The 18,762-nt window shown below is 69.7% G+C and carries 15 protein-coding genes and 1 pseudogene; 7 read left to right on the forward strand and 9 right to left on the reverse strand.

What is annotated here, in order from left to right; genetic code table 11:
- Positions 1 to 5: 5 nt before the first annotated feature.
- Positions 6 to 1,442: a ParB N-terminal domain-containing protein gene (locus tag QQS16_RS17070; RefSeq protein ID WP_286062617.1), complete on the reverse strand. Its 1,437-nt coding sequence runs from the start codon at positions 1,440 to 1,442 to the stop codon at positions 6 to 8.
- A 25-nt stretch (positions 1,443 to 1,467) separates the two neighbouring features.
- Positions 1,468 to 2,157 carry a KpnI family restriction enzyme N-terminal domain-containing protein gene (locus tag QQS16_RS17075; protein WP_286062618.1) on the reverse strand — a complete coding sequence of 230 codons (690 nt, stop codon included), beginning with the start codon at positions 2,155 to 2,157 and terminating at the stop codon, positions 1,468 to 1,470.
- A gap of 250 nt (positions 2,158 to 2,407) precedes the next feature.
- Here QQS16_RS17075 and QQS16_RS17080 point away from each other — a divergent pair, with 250 nt between their 5' ends.
- Positions 2,408 to 3,310, forward strand: a complete 903-nt coding sequence (locus QQS16_RS17080; RefSeq protein ID WP_286062620.1) for a hypothetical protein — start codon at positions 2,408 to 2,410, stop codon at positions 3,308 to 3,310.
- 66 nt (positions 3,311 to 3,376) lie between these two features.
- Here QQS16_RS17080 and QQS16_RS17085 read toward each other — a convergent pair whose 3' ends face one another.
- Entirely contained in the window at positions 3,377 to 3,895 is a 519-nt protein-coding gene (locus QQS16_RS17085; protein ID WP_353479673.1) for an ATP-binding protein, read from the reverse strand.
- 321 nt (positions 3,896 to 4,216) lie between these two features.
- Between QQS16_RS17085 and QQS16_RS17090 the strand changes: the two genes are divergently transcribed.
- Positions 4,217 to 5,062: a helix-turn-helix domain-containing protein gene (locus QQS16_RS17090; protein WP_286062623.1), complete on the forward strand. Its 846-nt coding sequence runs from the start codon at positions 4,217 to 4,219 to the stop codon at positions 5,060 to 5,062.
- Entirely contained in the window at positions 5,063 to 5,305 is a 243-nt protein-coding gene (locus QQS16_RS17095; protein WP_286062624.1) for a DUF397 domain-containing protein, read from the forward strand. It abuts the gene before it with no gap.
- A 383-nt stretch (positions 5,306 to 5,688) separates the two neighbouring features.
- Here QQS16_RS17095 and QQS16_RS17100 read toward each other — a convergent pair.
- Both QQS16_RS17100 and QQS16_RS17105 read right to left on the reverse strand, forming a co-directional pair.
- Positions 5,689 to 7,064 (reverse strand): annotated as a pseudogene (locus QQS16_RS17100) (IS1380 family transposase).
- A gap of 294 nt (positions 7,065 to 7,358) precedes the next feature.
- Positions 7,359 to 9,029: a glycosyltransferase gene (locus QQS16_RS17105; RefSeq protein WP_286062625.1), complete on the reverse strand. Its 1,671-nt coding sequence runs from the start codon at positions 9,027 to 9,029 to the stop codon at positions 7,359 to 7,361.
- Between the two features lie 304 nt (positions 9,030 to 9,333).
- On the opposite strand from QQS16_RS17105, the gene QQS16_RS17110 reads away from it, so the two are divergent.
- Complete coding sequence (locus QQS16_RS17110) at positions 9,334 to 9,906, forward strand: hypothetical protein (protein ID WP_286062626.1); 573 nt, start codon at positions 9,334 to 9,336, stop codon at positions 9,904 to 9,906.
- Positions 9,907 to 9,909: 3 nt separating this feature from the next.
- Here the strand turns inward: QQS16_RS17110 and QQS16_RS17115 are convergent, their stop codons facing one another.
- Positions 9,910 to 10,341 (reverse strand): DUF2267 domain-containing protein, encoded by a 432-nt coding sequence (locus tag QQS16_RS17115; protein WP_286066356.1) that lies wholly within the window; start codon positions 10,339 to 10,341, stop codon positions 9,910 to 9,912.
- A 257-nt stretch (positions 10,342 to 10,598) separates the two neighbouring features.
- The gene (locus tag QQS16_RS17120) at positions 10,599 to 11,024 is read right to left on the reverse strand and encodes an Hsp20/alpha crystallin family protein (RefSeq protein WP_286062627.1); all 426 of its coding nucleotides are present in this window, start codon (positions 11,022 to 11,024) and stop codon (positions 10,599 to 10,601) included.
- Positions 11,025 to 11,198: 174 nt separating this feature from the next.
- Here QQS16_RS17120 and QQS16_RS17125 point away from each other — a divergent pair, with 174 nt between their 5' ends.
- Both QQS16_RS17125 and QQS16_RS17130 read left to right on the forward strand, forming a co-directional pair.
- Positions 11,199 to 11,501, forward strand: a complete 303-nt coding sequence (locus QQS16_RS17125; protein WP_286062629.1) for a hypothetical protein — start codon at positions 11,199 to 11,201, stop codon at positions 11,499 to 11,501.
- A gap of 794 nt (positions 11,502 to 12,295) precedes the next feature.
- A complete protein-coding gene (locus QQS16_RS17130) occupies positions 12,296 to 13,840 on the forward strand; it encodes an alginate lyase family protein (RefSeq protein WP_286062630.1) in 1,545 nt (514 codons plus the stop codon).
- Between the two features lie 170 nt (positions 13,841 to 14,010).
- Here QQS16_RS17130 and QQS16_RS17135 read toward each other — a convergent pair whose 3' ends face one another.
- Both QQS16_RS17135 and QQS16_RS17140 read right to left on the reverse strand, forming a co-directional pair.
- The gene (locus tag QQS16_RS17135; RefSeq protein ID WP_286062632.1) at positions 14,011 to 15,516 is read right to left on the reverse strand and encodes an MFS transporter; all 1,506 of its coding nucleotides are present in this window, start codon (positions 15,514 to 15,516) and stop codon (positions 14,011 to 14,013) included.
- Between the two features lie 281 nt (positions 15,517 to 15,797).
- Positions 15,798 to 17,138 (reverse strand): DUF445 domain-containing protein, encoded by a 1,341-nt coding sequence (locus QQS16_RS17140; protein WP_502963805.1) that lies wholly within the window; start codon positions 17,136 to 17,138, stop codon positions 15,798 to 15,800.
- Positions 17,139 to 17,333: 195 nt separating this feature from the next.
- Here QQS16_RS17140 and QQS16_RS17145 point away from each other — a divergent pair, with 195 nt between their 5' ends.
- The gene (locus tag QQS16_RS17145) at positions 17,334 to 18,668 is read left to right on the forward strand and encodes an SGNH/GDSL hydrolase family protein (protein ID WP_286062635.1); all 1,335 of its coding nucleotides are present in this window, start codon (positions 17,334 to 17,336) and stop codon (positions 18,666 to 18,668) included.
- Positions 18,669 to 18,762: the final 94 nt, after the last annotated feature.

Here is an 18,762-nt window from a genome sequence, read left to right on the forward strand (position 1 = left end):
GCCGCTCAACGAGAGCCCTCCGCGGCCACGGCCTCGAGCAGCCAGGCCACACCGTCGCCGGGAGTGGGCAGCCCCCGCCCAGCCTGCTGGGCGAGCCTCCGGAGGCTGCCACGCAGCTTCAGGACAGCCTCGTCGAAGACCTCCTCATCAAGACTGTGCGACGTGCGGGCCTGCACCAGGTCCATCACACACTGATCGATGCTCGCGCACGCCTCCGCGAGACGTGCGGGAGCCATCTGCTTCCGCTTCCTCAGACGGGCGTTACGTCCAGCGGACTCGATCGCCTCGTCGAAGGCTTTCCTGGCCCCGTCGAGCACGGCCTGGTCCTGGGCCTTGTCGCTGTCAGGCAAGTCCGGTGCCGCGCTGCGGACTGCCGCACTGGCACGGAGGATCTGGTCGTTCAGGGACCTCGCCTCGGACACCACCGAGGAAGTTGCCGGCACGGTGAGGTCGAGACCGGGAATCGAGACCTCTTCCGGCTGGGTCGCGTCAGAACCGCCCACGGCCAATGCCGTCGGCAGCGACCTCGTCAGGTAGCCCTCCTTGAGGAACTCCTCGTCGATGTGCCGCACGTCAGTCTTGGAGAAGTCGAGGAGGATCGCGGCCAAGCGAAATTCCTTGAGGACCTCAGCTTGGTCCCGGTCCACGGATTCCAGCTTGAGGTACAGGCGGTGCAGTTCCTTCAGCCGTTCCTGAGCGCCCTCCCAGTCAACGAGCCTGAGCGCGGCACCACCGCCGCTCTTGCTGCGGTCGATCAGCTCCCGGACGGTGCTCAGGATCCACCTCTCCTGGTGGTAGGTCTTCACCTGGATGCGGAAGTCCTTCGCGATCTGTTCCGGCGTCCGTCCCAGGGATGCCTGCTCCTCCATAGCCAGGAGCCTGTTGATGTACGAGTAGTCGCGGCGGTGGTCCTTGCGCAACTGGAGCGACAACTCGACGGCGTTGATATCCGCCCAGGTGAACGACTCCGGCAGGACACCCACGCGCATCGACTGCACGCCCAGGTCACGGAGGGCTGCGGCACGCGTGTTGCCGTTCACCAGCACGCCGTGGTGCGTCACGAGGCCGGGATCGTTCTGGCCGAACTGGTTCAGGCTGTCCTGGAGCTTGTCGAACTCCGGGTCACGCAGGTTCGGATCCGTCGGCGAGGCCTTGAGGAGGAACATCAGGTAGTCCTGGCTCTCGGCACTCCACGGGTCCTTCTCCAGAGCCTCATCCCGGGCAGCGTCGTGGCTTCGCTGAGCACGGATACGGTGCGTTCCGGGGTTGAAGTAGAGGCCGCTGAGCGGCAGGTCGATGACCTCGACATGGGCCTGCTGCTCGTTCCAGTCGACCGTGACCGTCTCCCTCGTGCCGCCCGCCGCCTTGACCTCCTCAACCCTCTTCTTGATCAGTTCGCTGAACTCGGCCGCCCTTGGCGGCGGCGGGAACTCCCGCAGCATCGCTTTTCTCCGTCCCGTACTTCGCCTAGTCGTCCATGTCGTCGAGAGCGTCAGCGACCGTCGTCCGGGACTCTTCCGGAAGGGTTCGCAGAAGGCCCCAGAGCTTGTCCAGCGGACTCAGAGTGCGCTGATCCGCAGCCATCCAGCCGGCCAGAGTCAGGCGCTCGACGGGAGACAGAGCCTCCACCATCTCCAGCACGGCCCCCAGGTCGACCTCACGGCCGGAGTTCCCCAGCCCACACCGCTTGCACTCCGAGACGAGCTGGTGCTCGACCTCACCATCGGAGAGGAGTACCTTGCGGCGTGCCACGTTCAGCTGTGCCTGCTCGACGCCGTCTCCGTACTCTTCACCGACCCCGATCCCGCACGTGCGGCACAGATAATTGTCCGCCTGGAGGATCTTCGTACGCTGCGCCGGAGTGAGGCTGTTCTCGTGCTTCGGAGCCTTCGCCTGACCGGGGATCCACACGTCGGCTCCCCGCTTCACGAGCCGCTGCTCCTGCTGCTTCAGCTCGGCGTCTTCGCGACTCGTATCAATGCGCCAGCCGTACTTGCGCAGGTCACGGAGACGCCTGTCGATCTGAGCTACTTCGGGGAACGCCTCACGCAGTGCGGCCTTCGTGAAGATGTTCCCTTCTCCTACGACGGTCACCAGCCACAACGCGGCCCGAGCCATGCTTCCCAGCTTCTTGTCCTGCCAAGACGGCAGCGTCATCCATCTCCTCCGGTCACAAGTCGTGCGGCAATCAGGCCGCATCAGACCGCACCAAGCGCGTGATTCGCCTCGTGCGTGGTCTTGCGCCCCCCGTTTCCCGGGCGGTTCCTCTAGTCGACACCAGGCACCGAATAGAAGTCCAGCGTCTGAACACTTGCTCCAGAACTCGCAAGAACACCAACTGCGGCCAGCTGATGCACAATTGCCGAACCCGATGAAGACAGTCCTCAACTGCCGGAGGTATGACGGCATGTCCATGACGCGTACGGATGGTTCCACGGCGCCAAGGTGGATCGACAAGGAATTCCGCAGCAGCGTTCCGCCTGGCAGGCAAGCTCTCGCCAGGGCCCTGCAAGAAGTGTGCCGCCATCTGACTCCGGCCAAGTCCGCCAGAAACCGAATAACTCAGGCCAAAGCCGCCGAACACCTCAGATGCAGCGAAAGCGCCTTATCCAGAGCTCTGAGCGGGCAGTCACTCCCCGGCCTTGACCTGGTCGAGAGCTTCTTCAAGCAGGCGTGCGCTGACGCTGGCAGCGAAGACGCCGTCGGCGTCAGCCTTGAGCAACTCAGGGGACTCCACGGCGAAGCACAAACTGAGAAGTGTCAGGACTGCGTTGCCCTGGAGGAAGAGATCGACGATCTCGCCCGGCGGCTACAGGAACGGGAGGGCGAGTGCTCGGCCCTCAGGCAAGCGGTCGCAGAAATGGACGTCCTCAGGCGCGAAGTGGCCGAACAGAAGGCTGTCGTAGCAAACCTGAAGGCGACCAGAGCCGGCTTGCAAGCGCGTTTGGCAACCCAGGCGTCGTCAGCTCCGCTGCCGGTCCCCCGCCGGAAGGGGGACCGGCAGCGGAGGCGGAACGACATGGCCGCCGCACGGCAAATCGCACATCAGGCCGGAGAGCTGGAAAGGGAGCGGGGTCCTGAAACCGCACTGACCCTTCTGCGTCAGACCACTGAGGCTCTCAGCCCTCCTGAGATGGCGACACTCCTCATACTGCTTCGTCAGCAACAGAACGACCGGCTCGCCGACAACGTGATCCACATCTACGGCCGGGACCAGAGTTACCAAGACGTTCTGCACGCGACCCTGGCGCTCCACGAGCATGGCGCCATGAAGGACGCCGGCGCCATGCTGCGTGCGGCAGCGACCTGACCGCCGGCGCCACGCGCACCCCTTCTCAGCGAGCGGCAGAAGGTCTGCGCGGCGAGTCACTGACTCCTAGGCGGCGCCCGCCTCCGCCTCGTAGTACATCTGAGCGCGGTCCAGGAAGTCATCAGGGTCATGGCCGCGGGCGGCGGTCCAGTGGAGGAGATCCGCGATCAACTCGATCGCGGACTCCTCAAGACCCCTCATTCGGAGGGCTGGCCCGCCGCGAGTCCCCTCATAGCTCTCCAGGGCTTCCGCCGCACGTTCCACGCGTCGGCACCCACGCTGGGCGCTGAGCGCGACCTCGCACCAGACGGCCTTGCCGGCCGCTGTCAGCACTGTGCCCCAGTCCATGGCCAGCGAGGTGAGCAGGTGCAGGCCGCGCCCGCACTCCTGCTCACAGTCCACCGCCCTGAGCGACGGACGCACCGGACTCTTGTCATGGACTTCCAGCCGCAGCCGCTCACCCCTCCATTCGAGGATCAAGGTCGCGGAGGTGCCCTCCCCGACATGCTTGACCACGTTGGTGGCCAGCTCCGTGACGAGCAGCTCCGCCTCGTCAACAGCGACAGGGGTGCCCCAGCGGCTCAACTGCCTGACTGTGGCTCTGCGCAAGAGATGCACTTCCGCCGGCGCCGCCTCAAAAGGCAGGACGCAGCGGAGTCTCGGTTCAGTGCCTTCGTAGCCGGGCATGGCCGACTCCTCCCTCCCGGGCCACGCACATGCTGCGCCCGCCGTATCCACACGGCTGCACTGCGTAGCGATCTGAGAGGGAGCATGGCACAGAGAATTCTCTTTATGTAACTTCTCACAAGAATCCATCGGGTGAATTTGATAGTGAAGCCACCTCTCCGCTGCCTAGCCTGATGGGCACCTCCGGGCCCGCAGCCCGGCCCATGGCGAAGGAGCCGAATGTCCGAACGGACCACAACCCGCCGTCGGCAACTAGGCGCGATGATGCGTAAGTTGCGCGCTCGCAAGGGAATGACTCTTGAGGAGGCCGGTCGGCTCGTCGGCGTCTCCAAGGCCACGGTCAGCCGGTACGAAACCCAAGCCGGTCCAGTGAAGTGGCTTGTCATTGACGCGTTGTGCCGGGAGTACGGGGCAACGGATGCCGAGCGCGGAGCCGTTGTCGGACTGGCGAGGGATGCCAAGCAACAAGGCTGGTGGAGCTCCTTCGCTGACTCCATCCCGGAGAGCATGAACCTGCTGCTCACGCTTGAGGACGAGGCCGTACGCGAGAGCCACTTCTCGTGCGTCTATGTTCCCGGCCTCCTGCAGACGCGCGCCTACAGCACAGCTCTGCAGAAGGCCAATGAAGTACCACTGGAGCTTGAGGAGGTCGAGCGGCTGGTCGACATCCGCATGAAGCGTCAGGACATCCTCACTCGCCCGAAGCCACTGCGTCTGTGGGCAATCCTCGACGAATCCGTGATCCGCCGCGTCGTCGGGTCACCTCAGATCATGAAGGAGCAGCTCGACCGCCTGCTCGAAGCTAACGAGTCACCCCACATCACGCTTCAAGTGCTGCCCTTCTCCAAGGGAGCCCACGCAGCCGCGCTCGGCAGCTTCGTCATCATCGGCGGCACCGAACAGGCCCTCGACGTGGTGTACGTCGACTTCCACACAGGCTCCCTCTTCCTGGAGAAGGTCGAGGAACTGGACCGATACAGACTTGCGTTCGAGTATCTCCAGGCACAAGCGTTGGACATGGAGGCTTCCTCCGCCATGATCCAACGCGCCCGCAAGGAGCTGTGAATGTCCGACCGCTCGCAGACCAGTGCCGAACCAGCCTGGTTCAAGTCGTCGTACAGCGGCGGCAACGCCACCGAATGCGTAGAAGCCGCATTCGTCTCGTCATGTGTCCTCATACGGGACTCCAAGAGGCCAGCGGACTCACACATGCGTGTCCCAGCCCATGCCTGGGCGACGTTCGTGGCCCACACCGGGCGTAATACGACTCTGCTCGATGAGCCAGGAATGGCGCGACACCCTTCGTAGCTAACCCCATCACCCACTCACGTCTGACGTACCCAGCTGACAGAGTCAAGCCCCTGGCGAGCGTCCAGTTGCGCTGAAGAGTTGTCCCGGCCGAATGCCGGATTCTCTTGGTGCGGTCGTGGGCGGCGAGGAGGGTGAGGGCAGTGGCGGGGATCTCCGGAGCTTCGGCGACCTTCAGTTGGAGCCAGTTGGTGGCTTATGTCAGGGCGTTGGGGTCCTAGCCTCGATCTTTCGTGACGGTCCGCCGACGGAGTCGGTGGGCCGTTTCGCTTTCGGTGGCTGATGCCGGGCAGGCTGTGGGCCCGAGTGTCGCGTCGGGTGGGCGCCGGGTTCCACTGCTCCGGGTGGGGTGGTGCTACTCGCAGGGGTAGGGAAGCTGCTGGTCAGCCCGGGTTCGGCAGGAGTGCGAGCCGTGCGAGGGCGTCTGTGATCTCCCGGGTCCAGGGCCAGTGGCGGGCGAGGCGGAGGATGCGGCGCCGGCCGGTGGTGACGAGCTGGGCGGCTGCGGAGAACAGGCGGAAGCGGAGGCGGCGGGGTTCCCAGAGCCGGGTCTGGCCGGTCAGGGCGAGCATGGGCATCCAGGCCAGCAGGTCGAGAGCGATCTGGACGATCTCCAGCCAGACCTTGTTCTGTGCGGTGTCGTGCAGGGGCAGGTTCCGCAGGCCCGTCGCGCGGCAGCTCGGATGCGGTCCTCGGCCCGGGCCCGCAGCCGGTGACGGAGCTCGAGTTCGGCGATGGGACGGCCGGCGGTGTTGGTGGCAAAGCAGGTGATCCGCATGCCGTCCGCATCCGTGATTCTCAACTGGGCCCCGGGATGCGGCCGTTCCTTGCGGACGATCAGCCGCATGCCCTTCGGCCAGCCCTCAAGCAGGTCGCCGGTGAGTTCAGCGACCCAGGCCCCGTCGCGGACCTCGCCGCCGGTCTCGACGGCCGGCGTCCATGCCGATGCCGGGATCTTCAGAACGTGCTGGTGAATGGCCTCGGTGATCACCATGCCGACCGAGTAGGACAGCCAACGCCCGCGCTGGGCGAGCCAGGCGACGAACTCGTGGGTGCCGCCCGCGGAATCGCAGCGGATCAAGGTCTGTCGCCCGCGCCGGTACTTCGTGGGCAGCTGGGCGAGGGAGAGGCGGGCGGCCTCGATGTGGTCGGCGGCCGTGTTCGAGCCCGCGTTGCCCGCTCTCAGAAGGCAGGCGACAGGTTCACCGGTGCCACCGGGGCCGTGGTCGACGAAGCCCATCAGCGGGTGGTGACCGTAGGTCTTCTTCCAGGTCGGGGCGGCGTCCTGCTTGTCCGAGTGGGCGATGACCAGCACTCCGTCCAGATCCACGGTGACTTGCCCACCGGCGTCCGGAGCCCGGTCGCGGGCCAACGTCCAGACCCGGACGCGGACTTCGGACCGGGCCGCGCGGATGGCGGTCAGTGCCTTCTCGCTCGAGGCGGCAAGGGTGTCGATCAGGCGGGAGACCGTCGGGTCGGAGGCGACCGGCCCGAACACGGCCGGCTCGGCCCGCAGCGTTGCGATGTCGGCGAGACAGTCCCCGCCGAGTGCGACCGCCAGCGCGACGTCCAGGAGGATCTTGGCCGGGTCGTGGACGGCCCGCGGCTTCCGCCACGGAGCAAGCGCTGAGGACAACACCCGGTCGAGACCGGCTTTGCGGACCGTTTCGACCAGCAGGACGGACCCGGCCTGGGAGAAGACCTGACGGCCGTCACCCTGAACACGCACAAGGGGATAGGAACCTATAGGCTGCTTCACCTGGAAAGTGCCTCTGGTTTCAGCGGGAACAAGGACCTCGACAATCCTCATTCTTGCTGGTCAGGGGCACTTTTTGCTGAGCTGACCACCTGCCGGACAGCCTGCTTCATGAAAGCGTGAGGCTAGGGGTGAGACAGGGCGCCGGACCTCCGCCCTAGGTCGGGCTTCGGAGGGGGGCTGGTCCCGCGGCCCCATTCACTCGCGGGCGGGCGTCTCTCCCCGGTGGCTTCCCGTCCCACCTGACGGCTTCTCCTCAGGCTCCGCCTTTCCCTCGGACTCCGCTGGCCCGGGCCCTCAGCCCTTCTTGCTCCAGGGGTCCGCCCTGCGGGCGAGCGTGCGTGCCCGGTGGCGTACGTCTGTCGGGAGGTGGTGGAGGACTGTGCGGGCCGCGCGGCGGACTCGGGGGACGCCTGTCGTGCGGAGGAGGAGGTGGCGGGGGACGGTGGCGTCGCCCGGCCGGCCCACGGACATGCTGAGCTGGGCGTGCTGGCCGAACCAGGCCGGGATGACCAGCCGGGGTGGGGTGCCGACCCGCACCGCGCCGAGGATCGAGCGGTCCTCGGGGCGGCTGACGCGGGCCCTGCGGCCGACGCCGAGGAGCTGGGCGCTGGCCCACACCACGTGCGTACCGGGTTCCATCGCGCCGCCGCCGACCAGGGTGAGCGGGTCGATGACCGTCTCGCCGGTGAGGACGACCCGGTGGCGGCCGGCGCCGAGCGGTTCGGTACGCGGGGTCAGGTCGGCGTCCGGGAACCACCACAGGTCACGGGCGGAGTCGTGGACGAGGAGTTCGCCGTAGGCGTGTCCCAGGGGGTGCGGGGCCTCCCAGTTCTCGGCGCCCTTGATGCCCGCCAGCAGCTCGGGGTCCAGGAGCATACGGCCGTACCGTTCGACGAGCGTGAAGGGTTCGCCGTCGGCCCGGCGCATGCCGATCGTGGTGGTGACGTGGAGTCTGCCGGCGCGCCAGCGGACGTCGTCGACGGTGAGGTCGGGCTTGATGCCCCGGGTGCGGCGGGCGAGTTCGACGAGGGAGTCCAGGTGGCCCTCCTCCAGGAGGTGCGCCCTGAGCCTGGTGAGTGCCGGGAGGCCGTCGCGCACGCCCGGCGGGTACGCGTCGAGGGCCATGCTCCGTACGACGTCGAAGTAGCGTTCGAGGGCCTTGCCGGTGCGCTGGAGGGCGCGGGGTTCGCCGACCGGACGGAGGAGTTCGACGCGGTAGGAGCGGCGCAGTAAATGGTCCTGGAGGGGACCCGGTTCGGTCTCCTCCTTGATGGCGTCGACGACCGTGCGCAGGTGGCCGTAGTAGTCCTCCGGGGCGGTCGCCCGGCTGCTGGTGTTGCCGCCGTCCTCGCGACGCTTCCAGATGTAGCAGGGGCGGTCGGCGAAGATGGAGACCGTCTTGGCGCGCAGATAGGCGCGGACCATGAACAGCTGGTCCTCCAGACGCACCGGCCCCTCGGGGAATGTCAGGTCCTCGTCGAGGAGGAACTCGCGCCGGAACATCTTGTGCGGCGTGAGGCTTTCGATGAGGGGCGCGTTCTCCACCGTGCAGCGCTCGACGGTGCGTTTGAAGACGTTGCTGGGTCCCGCCATGGTGCCGACGACCTTGCCCAGCACGATGTCGGAGCCGTTGCGGGTGGCCAGGCGGTACAGGTGTTCGAGGGCGTCGAGGGCGAGTTCGTCGTCCTGGTCGACGAACTGGACGTACTCGCCGCGGGCCATCCGGATGCCGACGTTGCGAGGCTTTCCGGGCCAGCCGGAGTTCTCCTGGTGGATCACGCGTACGTGCGGGTGACGGGCCGCCAGCTGGTCGAGGCGCTGGGCGGAGTCGTCGGTGGAGCCGTCATCGACGTAGATGACCTCGTAGGCGTCCTTGCCCAGGCTCTGGTCGAGGAGCGAGGGCGAGCACAGATCGATATACCGGCCCGCGTTGTACACGGGCACCACGATGCTTACTTTGAGCATGAACTTTCCCCCAAAAAAAGTCAGCTGTTGTTCTACGGACGTTCACACTCGGCCAAAGGTTGTACTTGAGAGAAGGTTCAGGAAAGCGCGTGCAGGAATGGCGCGATCGCTTCGGCACGGTCGGCTGGAGCGGTCACGGTCGGGCTGTGACAGTGCTGTTGCCGGAATTGTGGGGTCCGCCATAGCTCGCTCCGCCGTCTGCTGCTGGACTCTGCGGATTCGATGATCCCTGACGGGCGCGCCGGTCCCGGTGATCGGCGCAGGCATTCCTACGGATCGGTGCGGGGGCGCGATGTGGTTGCTGATGCTGTTGTTCGCCGTGGTCGCTGCGGTGACCGCCTTCGCGCTGTGCGGGTACGGCTGCGGTGCCCTGGCCGAGCGCGGCGTACGGCGTTCCGGCGCGCCCGTGCTGTTCCGCGGGCTCGCCGCCCTGTGTGGTTCCGTCGCGGCCGCCGCGTACGCGTGGGGGCTGCTGATCGTCGCCGGCGCGTTCATGACGGCGGAGGACGGGGGCACGGACTCGGCGCCGGTCCAGTCCTGCCGTACGCCGGGCTGGCTGGAGAGGGCCGAGCAGGGTGTCGAGATCGTGGACTACACGGTGTCCTTCATCCCCCTCGGGTTCGTCTGCGAGACGAGTCACAGCGGGAGCCGTGCTGGTGGGGTTCGTGACGGCGGGAGTTACGACAACGGTGACGTCCCCTGGTACGTCAACGCCGCCGCGCTGGGCTTCGCCCTGGCCGGTGCCGGGTGTGCCGTCTCCGCGGGCTACGCGTCGGAGCGGGCGGCCCGGGCCGCCGGAGCCGACGGGGCCGCCAGGGCCACCGGGGTGGGGTCGGGAGAGGCCGGTGCCGGGGCCGGGCAGGGCGAAGTCCAGTAGGGCTCACGCCGTGGGGATCAGCTCCGCGCGGCCGAACAACAGGGCGTAGCCGGACGGGAGTTGGGTCAGGATGCGGTCGATCAGGTCGTCGCCGACCAGCTTGGGCAGGACGCCCAGAACCGAGCTGACGTCCCAGCGGGCAGTGGCCTGGGTGGCTCCCTCGATGCGAGTGGCCGTCGCGTCGACGAACTCCGCGGCGGTCAGCGGGCGGGTCGCCGGGATCTGGGACGCCACCACCCGGGCCGCCTCCTGGGGCAGGGCGCGGGCCAGGTCGACCCGTTCGTCACCGATCACATGGCCGCCGAGGGCCGACAGGACGACGCGGATGACACGTTCCGCCTCGGCCGTCGTCGGGTACTGGCCGGCCTCCCGTACGGCCTCGACCAGGTCGGTCCATCTCGGCCTGTCCGGTCCGTCGCCGCTCTGCTGTGGCATGGGCTGGACGCTCAGTACGGTCACGTCGGGGCTCCTCCTCCTCCGGATCGCTCCGGGTGGTGCGTGGTGCGTGGTGCGTGGCGCGTCCCGCGGGAGGGGGATGCCCGCGGGACGCCTTGTGCTGGGGATACCTGTTTTGTCTCTTGTGAGCTGTGAGCTGTGAGCTGTGAGCTCTGAACTCTGAGCTGTCAGCTGTCAGCTGTCAGCTGTCTGGTGCTTCGCACTATGCGGTCAGTGCCGCGTGATCCTTCCCTTCGTCAACTGTTGAGCTGCTTGCGGTCGCCGCCGCCGCCCGAGATCTGGATGCGGCGCGGCTTGGCCTGCTCGGCCACCGGGATGCGCAGGGTCAGGACGCCGGCCTCGTACGAGGCGTCGATACGTTCCGTGTCGAGGGTCTCGCCGAGGAAGAGCTGGCGGGTGAAGGTACCCGCCGGGCGTTCGGCGACGAGCAGTTCCGCGTCCTCGGGGGCGGGGGAACGGCGTTCGGCGCGGACGTTCAGGACGTTGCGTTCGACGTCCAGCTCGATCGTCTCGGGGTCGATGCCGGGGAGGTCGAAGTGGACGACGAAGTCGTCCCCGGACCGGTAGGCGTCCATGGCCATCGCGGAGGGGCGGCTTGTGGAGCCGAACACCTGCTGCGTGAGCCGGTCGAGTTCACGGAAGGGGTCCGTGCGCATGAGCATCACAGTTCACTCCTCTCTTCAGGTGCTGTCCGTGCGATGCCCTACGCCTTCTTATATAGCTCGCGGGAGAAAACTTGACAAGCCCAGGCTCAGGTCCGGGGAGCCGGGGCGTCCGCGCGTTAGCCTCGGGTACGGATTCGGCTAGGTGTACGGGTGAGTGAGCGGGAGGCAGGCATGGCGAAGGTTCCCAGCGCGGTGGTCGCGGCGGGCGGGATCGTCGGCGGTTACGGCGTGGCCCGGTGGACCAAGAAGCGGCAGCTGGGCGGGGCCGTGCTGGCCGTCGCCGGAGCGGCGGCCGCGCAGCAGTGGCGGCGGCGGGCCGGCGGGAAGGCCGCGGGCGCGCTGACGGCGGCGTACGTCGCCGCCTTCGCCGGGTCCCACCCCCTGGCCAAGAAGGTGGGCGCCTGGCCGTCCGTGTTCGGGGTCGCGGGCGCGGTGGCGCTGGCGTCGTGGGCGGTGGCCGACCGGAAGAGCTGAGCGAAGGGCTGGGGCGCGAGGGCTGCGCGGAAGGCCGGTGGGGCGCGAGGGCTGCGCGGAAGGCCGGTGGGGCGCAGGCGCGAGGGCTGCACGGAAGGCCGGTGGGGCGCGAGGGCTGCACGGAAGGCCGGTGGGGCGCGAGGGCTGCACGGAAGGCCGGTGGGGCGCGAGGGCTGCACGGAAGGCCGGTGGGGCGCGAGGGCTGCACGGAAGGCCGGTGGGGCGCGAGGGCTGCACGGAAGGCCGGTGGGGCGCGAGGGCTGCACGGAAGGCCGGTGGGGCGCGAGGGCTGCACGGAAGGCCGGTGGGGCGCAGCTGCCGGCGGCCGGCCGGTCCGTCGGCGTCGGTGGGCCAGCCCGGCGGCCCGTCGGCACTTCGGCCCGTCGGCCCGTCGGCCCGTCGGCCCGTCGGTGGGCCAACTGGTCGATCTGGCGGCCGGTCGCCCGGCGGGCCCGTCGGCCGGGCGGGGGCGGCGCAGGCGCGGCTCCTGGCTGGTGCGCTCAGCCGCCGGCCGGGAGGGCTGAGCGGCCGGTCCGGGCGGTGTCCGCGGGCACGGTGGTGGCTTCGGGGCTGTCCGGTGAGCTGCGAGACGACGGGGGCCTCGCACCATGTGGGGCCTGCCCCGGGAGGGCGGTCGGCGGGCCTTCGATGCCCGCTTCGGCACCGTCGCCCGCGCGGGACCGCGGCACCGCACACACCAACACCCCCACCCCTCCCAGCAGTTCACCACTTTTTGTTATCACCCGTCAGTTCCTGACGTCTCCTCAGTGTCCCCAGCCACCGGCACGCGAGGAATGACGTACGTGACCCCACAGATCAGCCGGCGCGGCATGCTCAAGGCGGCCGGAGCCGTCGGCGCCGGCGCGACCGCCACGACCACCGCGACGGTTCTCGGCACCGCCCCCGCGACAGCGGCCGGCACCGCCCCCGCGCATCCCGGTCTGCTGCACACCCGCGCCGACCTGGACCGTATGGCGGCCAAGGTGCGGGCAGGCGCCGCCCCCCACACCGCCGGCTTCGCCAAGCTGGCCGCCAACCGGCACTCGGCCGCCGGCTGGACGGCCGACCCGCAGGCCACCGTGTACCGGGGATCGGGCACCCCGGAGAACTACTCGCTGCTCTACAACGACATCCACGCCGCCTACCAGAACGCCCTGCGCGGACACGTCAGCGGCGACAGCGCGCACCTCGACACCGCCGTCGCGATCCTGAACGCCTGGTCGGCCAGGCTGACCAAGCTGGACGGCAGCGCGGACCGGTTCCTCGCCGCCGGGCTCTACGGCTACCAGTTCGCGAACGCCGCCGAACTCGTGCGTGACCACGGGGACTTCGACCTCGGCCGCTTCCAGTCCATGCTGAGCACGGTCTTCGCACCGCTCAGCGACAGCTTCCTGGTCGACCACAACGGCGCCGTCGTCACCAACTACTGGCCCAACTGGGACCTCACGGCCGTGGCCTGCGTCCTGGCGACCGGCATCTTCTGCGACGACACGGCTCAAATCGCCCGCGCCGTCGACTACTTCAAGAACGGCGAGGGGATGGGCTCCGTCAGGCACGCCATTCCCGTGGTGCGGGACGACGGACTCGCCGAGTGGGTCGAGGCCGGCCGTGACCAGGGACACGCGCTGCTCGGCGTCGGCCTGATGGGCACGGTCTGCGAGATGGCCTGGAACCAGGGCATCGACCTGTACGGCCACGACGACAGCCGTTTCCTCAAGGGCGCCCAGTACGTGGCCAAGTGGAGCATGGGCGGTGACGTGGCCTACACGGCCAACACCCGCGCCAAGGGCGCGATCGGCGGCTGGTCCGGGCAGGAGACCGCGACGGACGCCGCCGCGGTGGACCCGGCCATGCGGCGGCCGGTCTGGGCGATGATCGCCAACCACTACACCAAGCGGCGGGGGATGTCCGCCACCCACCTCACGCGCATCGCCGCGCAGGCCGCGCCCGAGGGCGGTGGCGGGGACTACGGGCCCAACAGCGGCGGCTACGACCAACTGGGCTTCGGCACGCTGGCGTTCACCCGGGACCGGGCGGTGGACACGTCGGCTCCGCCGAGCCGGGCGGCCGGCGCCTCCGCTTCATCCGCCCCGGGCACGGGCGCGGGCTCCGGTACCGCCACCGACTCCGGCGCGGGCTCCGGTGCCCGGCCGCAGACCGGCGGTACGGCTGCCCCCTCGCCCTCGCCCTCCGCCGGCAACCGTGGCCGTGGCGACCTCGCCGCCACCGGCGCGGACGACATCGTCGGCTGGACGGCCGCCGCGGGGATCACCGCGGTCGCCGGCGGCCTCCTGTTCCTGCGCCGCCGTGACCGGGTACGCCGCGACGCCGCTCAGTAGAGGCCGTCGTCACGGTGGACGGGTGGGGCGGGGTGGCTCGGTCTCCGGGTTCGGGCAGGGTCCCCGGCCTCGGTGGGCCAGGCGGGTGTCACTCGCCCGTGTCGGCGGGGTGCCGCCTGCGCCCACCCGTGCCGGCCCAAGGGCACGGGTGGGCGCGGGCTGGGGGGTTCCTACGCGTCGCTCTTCACCGTCGCGGCCGGGGAGGACGCCGTCGCCGTCAGGGGCTGGGCGATGTCCTCCAGGGAGCGGCGTTCCGCGCGGACGGCGAGGGCCGCCGCGACCAGGCCGGCCAGGCACATCAGGGCCGCGCCGATCTGGAAGGCGAGGACCGTGTCGCCGACCTTGCCCGTGCCGGTGAGGTCGGCGAACAGCAGCGGGCCGCTGATGCCGCCGGCCGCGGTACCGAGGGCGTAGAAGAAGGCGATGGACATCGCCCGGGTCTCCATCGGGAAGATCTCGGAGACCGTGAGGTACGCGCTGGAGGCGCCCGCGGAAGCGAAGAACAGGACCGCGCACCAGCAGGCCGTCAGCGTGTTCGCGCTCAGCGAACCCTGGTCGAACAGCCAGGCCGTGCCGAACAGGAGCAGGCCGGAGAGCAGGTACGTCCCCGAGATCATCACCCTTCGGCCGACCGTGTCGAACAGCTTGCCGAGCAGCAGCGGGCCGAAGAAGTTGCCCAGCGCGATGACGGCGAAGTAGTAGCCGGTGTCGCCGGTCGGGACGTCGTAGAACGTCGTCAGGATCGCGCCGAAGCCGAAGGTGATCGCGTTGTAGAGGAAGGCCTGGCCGATGAAGAGGGAGAAGCCGAGGACGGCCCGCCTGCGGTAGTCGGAGAAGACGGTGCGGGCGATCTCCATGAAGGTGACACCACCGCGCTGGTGGATGGTGATCTCGCCCTCGGGCGGCGGCAGCGGTTCACCCCGCTCCGCCTCGATCTTCCGCTCGATCGCGGAGACGATCTGTTCCGCCTCCTCGTCCCGGCCGTGGATCAGCAGCCAGCGGGGGCTCTCCGGGACGTGGCGTCGTACCAGGAGGATCACCAGGGCGAGGACGGCGCCCAGGGCGAAGGTCAGCCGCCAGCCCACGTTCGCCGGGAAGATGTCGGTGTTCAGCGCGACGATCGACAGCAGCGACCCGCCGACCGCGCCGAGCCAGAAGCTGCCGTTGATCATCAGGTCGACGCGGCCGCGGTACTCCTTGGGGATCAGCTCGTCGATCGCGGAGTTGATGGCCGCGTACTCGCCGCCGATGCCGAAGCCGGTGAGGAAGCGGAAGGCGAAGAACCACCAGGTGTCGAAGGCGATCGAGGTGAGCGCGGTGGCCGCGAGATACACCGCGAGGGTGATCATGAACAGCTTCTTGCGGCCCCACTTGTCGGTCAGCCGGCCCCAGAAGAGGGCACCCACGCAGGCGCCGGCCACGTAGAGGGCGGCGGCGATGCCGGTGACCTGGCCGGAGGTGATCGGCAGGCCGCTGCCGGGCTCGGAGAGGCGGCTGGCGATGTTGCCGACGACCGTGACCTCGAGGCCGTCGAGGATCCATACGGTGCCGAGACCGAGGACGATCGTCCAGTGCCAGCGGGACCAGGGGAGGCGGTCCAGGCGGGCGGGGATGCTGGTGGTGATGGTGGGGCCGGACTCGTCGGGGACGCTGCCGCTGGCCTTGGCGGTGGTCATGGGCTCCCTCCCTCCTCATTGAGCGGAATCCCGATCGGATGCCCGGCGCCTGCCGCTTTACGCCCCGGCGGGCGCGGGCGCGGGCGGGACGCCGGGTGCTGTTGCCGCACCGGGCGCTGAAGCGGCCTCCTGGGGGCTCCGCCCCCAGCCCCCCGGCCCTGTGCCCACCCACCATCCGACTCGGCCGCCAAGAAGTGGCCCGGCAGGGCGCACCGACTCGGCCCGCCAAGAAGTGCCCCCTCCCCCTCCCCCTGCCCCTCGTCCCCCCTGCACCCCTCCCCCTACGCCCCCACCCCCCGAGAAACCGCATAGATCAACAACCCCACCAACGACCCCACCACCGTGCCGTTGATCCGGATGAACTGGAGGTCGCGGCCGATGTTGGCCTCGATCTTGCGGGTCGTGTGCTCGGCGTCCCAGCCCGCCACCGTGTCCGTGATCAGGGAGGTGATCTCACGGCGGTAGGTGGTGACGACGTACACCGCCGCGCCCTCCACCCAGCCGTCGACCTTGCCCTGGACCTTCGGGTCGGCGGCCATGCGGGTGCCGAGGGACAGGAGGGAGGCGCGCACGCGCAGGCGCAGCTCGCTGCGTTCGTCCTCGGCGGCCGAGACGATCATGGACCGGACGGCGGTCCAGGCGGAGGCGATCAGGTCCTGGACCTCGCCGCGGCCCAGCACCTCGCCCTTGAGCCGCTCGACGCGCGCGCGGGTGTCGGTGTCGGACTGGAGGTCGGAGGCGAAGTCGGTGAGGAAGCGGTCGAGGGCGCCGCGGGCGGGGTGGGAGGGCATGTCCCGCATCTCCGCGCAGAAGCGCAGCAGCTCCTTGTAGACCCGTTCGCCGACCTTCTTGTCGACGAACCTCGGGGTCCAGCCGGGCGCGCCGCCCTGTACGGCGTCCATGACGGAGTCGCTGTGCAGCACCAGCCAGTCGTGCGCGCGGGTGACGATGAGGTCGACGGCCCTGCGGTGGCCGCCGTCGGCGACGACCTTCTCCAGCATCTTGCCGATGCCGGGCGCGATCTCCTGCGCGTCGGCCCGGCGGGTGATCGCCTCACCGACCACGGCCTGCACGTCCGAGTCCCGCAGGACCGTCAGGGCGCCCCGCAGCGCGGCCGACAGCTCCGCCGTGACCCGGTCCGCGTGCTCGGGGTCGGCGAGCCAGGTGCCGAGCCGGCCGCCTATGCCCACCGCCCGCAGCCGCTGCCGTACGACGTCCTCGGAGAGGAAGTTCTCGCCGACGAACTCACCGAGCGAGACGCCCAGCTGGTCCTTCTTCGTGGGGATGATCGCGGTGTGCGGGATGGGCAGGCCGAGCGGGCGGCGGAAGAGCGCGGTGACCGCGAACCAGTCGGCCATCGCGCCGACCATGCCGGCCTCGGCGGCCGCCGCGACATAGCCCGCCCAGGCGCCCGCTCCCCGGTGGGAGGCCCACTCGGCGAGGACGTACACCAGCGCGACGAACAGCAGCAGGCCGGTCGCGGTGAGTTTCATCCGGCGTACGCCGCGCTGTTTCACCTCGTCGGCCGCGCTGAAGGTGTTCATGGCCCGGTTCGTGAAGGCGCCGGGGCGGGCGGGCTGCCCTGCCGCCTCGCCGTTCGGTCCCGTTTCCGTACGTTCCATCCGCTCCACCCGTTCGGTGATCCCTCACACATTGTCCCTTCCTGACCGACTCCCGGAACGGAACAGGAGTTCCCGGCGTCTGTCCGGTCGGGGGAACGCGGCCGGGGGCTGCCAGTTCTCCCCGGACTCATGACTCATCATGGGTTCATCAGATCGGAGCCCGGGGCTCCCATCGCCCGAGGAGAACACCACAGCATGACCCGGCGTCACGGTTACGCCCTGCTCGCCACGATCGTCGCCGTGATCGTGGTCCTGTCCACCGCCCTCTACGTCGGGGTGGCGGCCGACACCGGTACGCGCGACCGGGCCACGCTCGCCGGCGGACGCCCCTCGCACAACTCCGCCGCCCCCGCCTCCACCGGCGACTGGGTCGCCACCTGGTCCGCCTCCCCCGTCGGGGGCGAACCCGGCACCGAGACCGAGGGCCTCGCGGGCCGCTCGGTGCGCAACGTCGTCCACACCAGCGTCGGCGGTACGAGTGCCCGCGTCACGCTGTCCAATCTCTACGGCCGGTCCCCGCTGACGATCACGCACGCCTCGATCGCCGTCGCGGCCGGCGCCGGCACCGCCGAGGCGGCCGCCCGGACCATGCGGCGCCTCACCTTCGGCGGCGGCACCGGCGTGGTCGTGCCGGTCGGGCAGCAGGTGCTGAGCGACGCCGTCGCCCTCCCCGTCCCGGCGGACAGCGACATCCTGGTCACCACCTACTCCCCCACGCCGTCCGGCCCGGTCACCTACCACCCGCGGGCCCGGCAGATCTCGTACGCCGCCCGGGGCGACCGCACCGAGGACCTCACCGCGACCGCGTACACCGAGCAGACCGAGTACTGGCGTTACCTGACCGCGCTGGACGTGCTGAGCGACGAGGCCGAGGGCACCGTCGTCGCCTTCGGCGACTCGCTCACCGACGGCGCCGACTCGACCGTGAACGCCAACCAGCGCTGGCCCGACCTGCTGTCCGACCGGCTGCGCGCGGCACTCGCGGCGGGCCGGGACCTGCCCCGCTACAGCGTCGTCAACCAGGGCATCGGCGGCAACCAGGTCCTCGCCGACGCCCGCGGCCGCCCCGCCGAGAACCAGGCCGGCGTCAGCCGCTTCGGCCGGGACGCGCTCGCCCGGACGAACGTCAAGGTCGTCGTCGTCGACCTCGGGATCAACGACATCCTGCGCAACCCCCGCCTGGCCGACCCCGGCCGGATCCTCGACGGCCTGCGCACACTGGTCCGCCAGGCCCACGCCCGCGGCATCAAGGTCGTCGGCGCGACCCTGATGCCCTTCGGCGGCCACCGCGGCCACACCGACGCCCGGGAGAACGTCCGGCAGACCATCAACGCCGAGATCCGCGCCGGCCGGGTCTACGACGCCGTCGTGGACTTCGACAAGGCGGTCCGGGACCCCTACGACCCGCGCCGGTTCCGCTCCGACTACGACTCGGGCGACCACATCCACCCGAACGACAAGGGGTACGGGCGGATGGCCGCCGCGTTCGACCTGGACGACCTGAAGGGGACGGCACCGGCGGAGCTGTAGTCACACGCCGCTGACGCCGGCACCCGGCCGACGCCGGTAACCCGTACCCGGCCGACGTCAGCGCCCCGCCTGGCACGCGGCCGACGCCGGCACT

Source organism: Streptomyces sp. ALI-76-A, assembly GCF_030287445.1.
Taxonomy (GTDB): Bacteria; Actinomycetota; Actinomycetes; order Streptomycetales; family Streptomycetaceae; genus Streptomyces.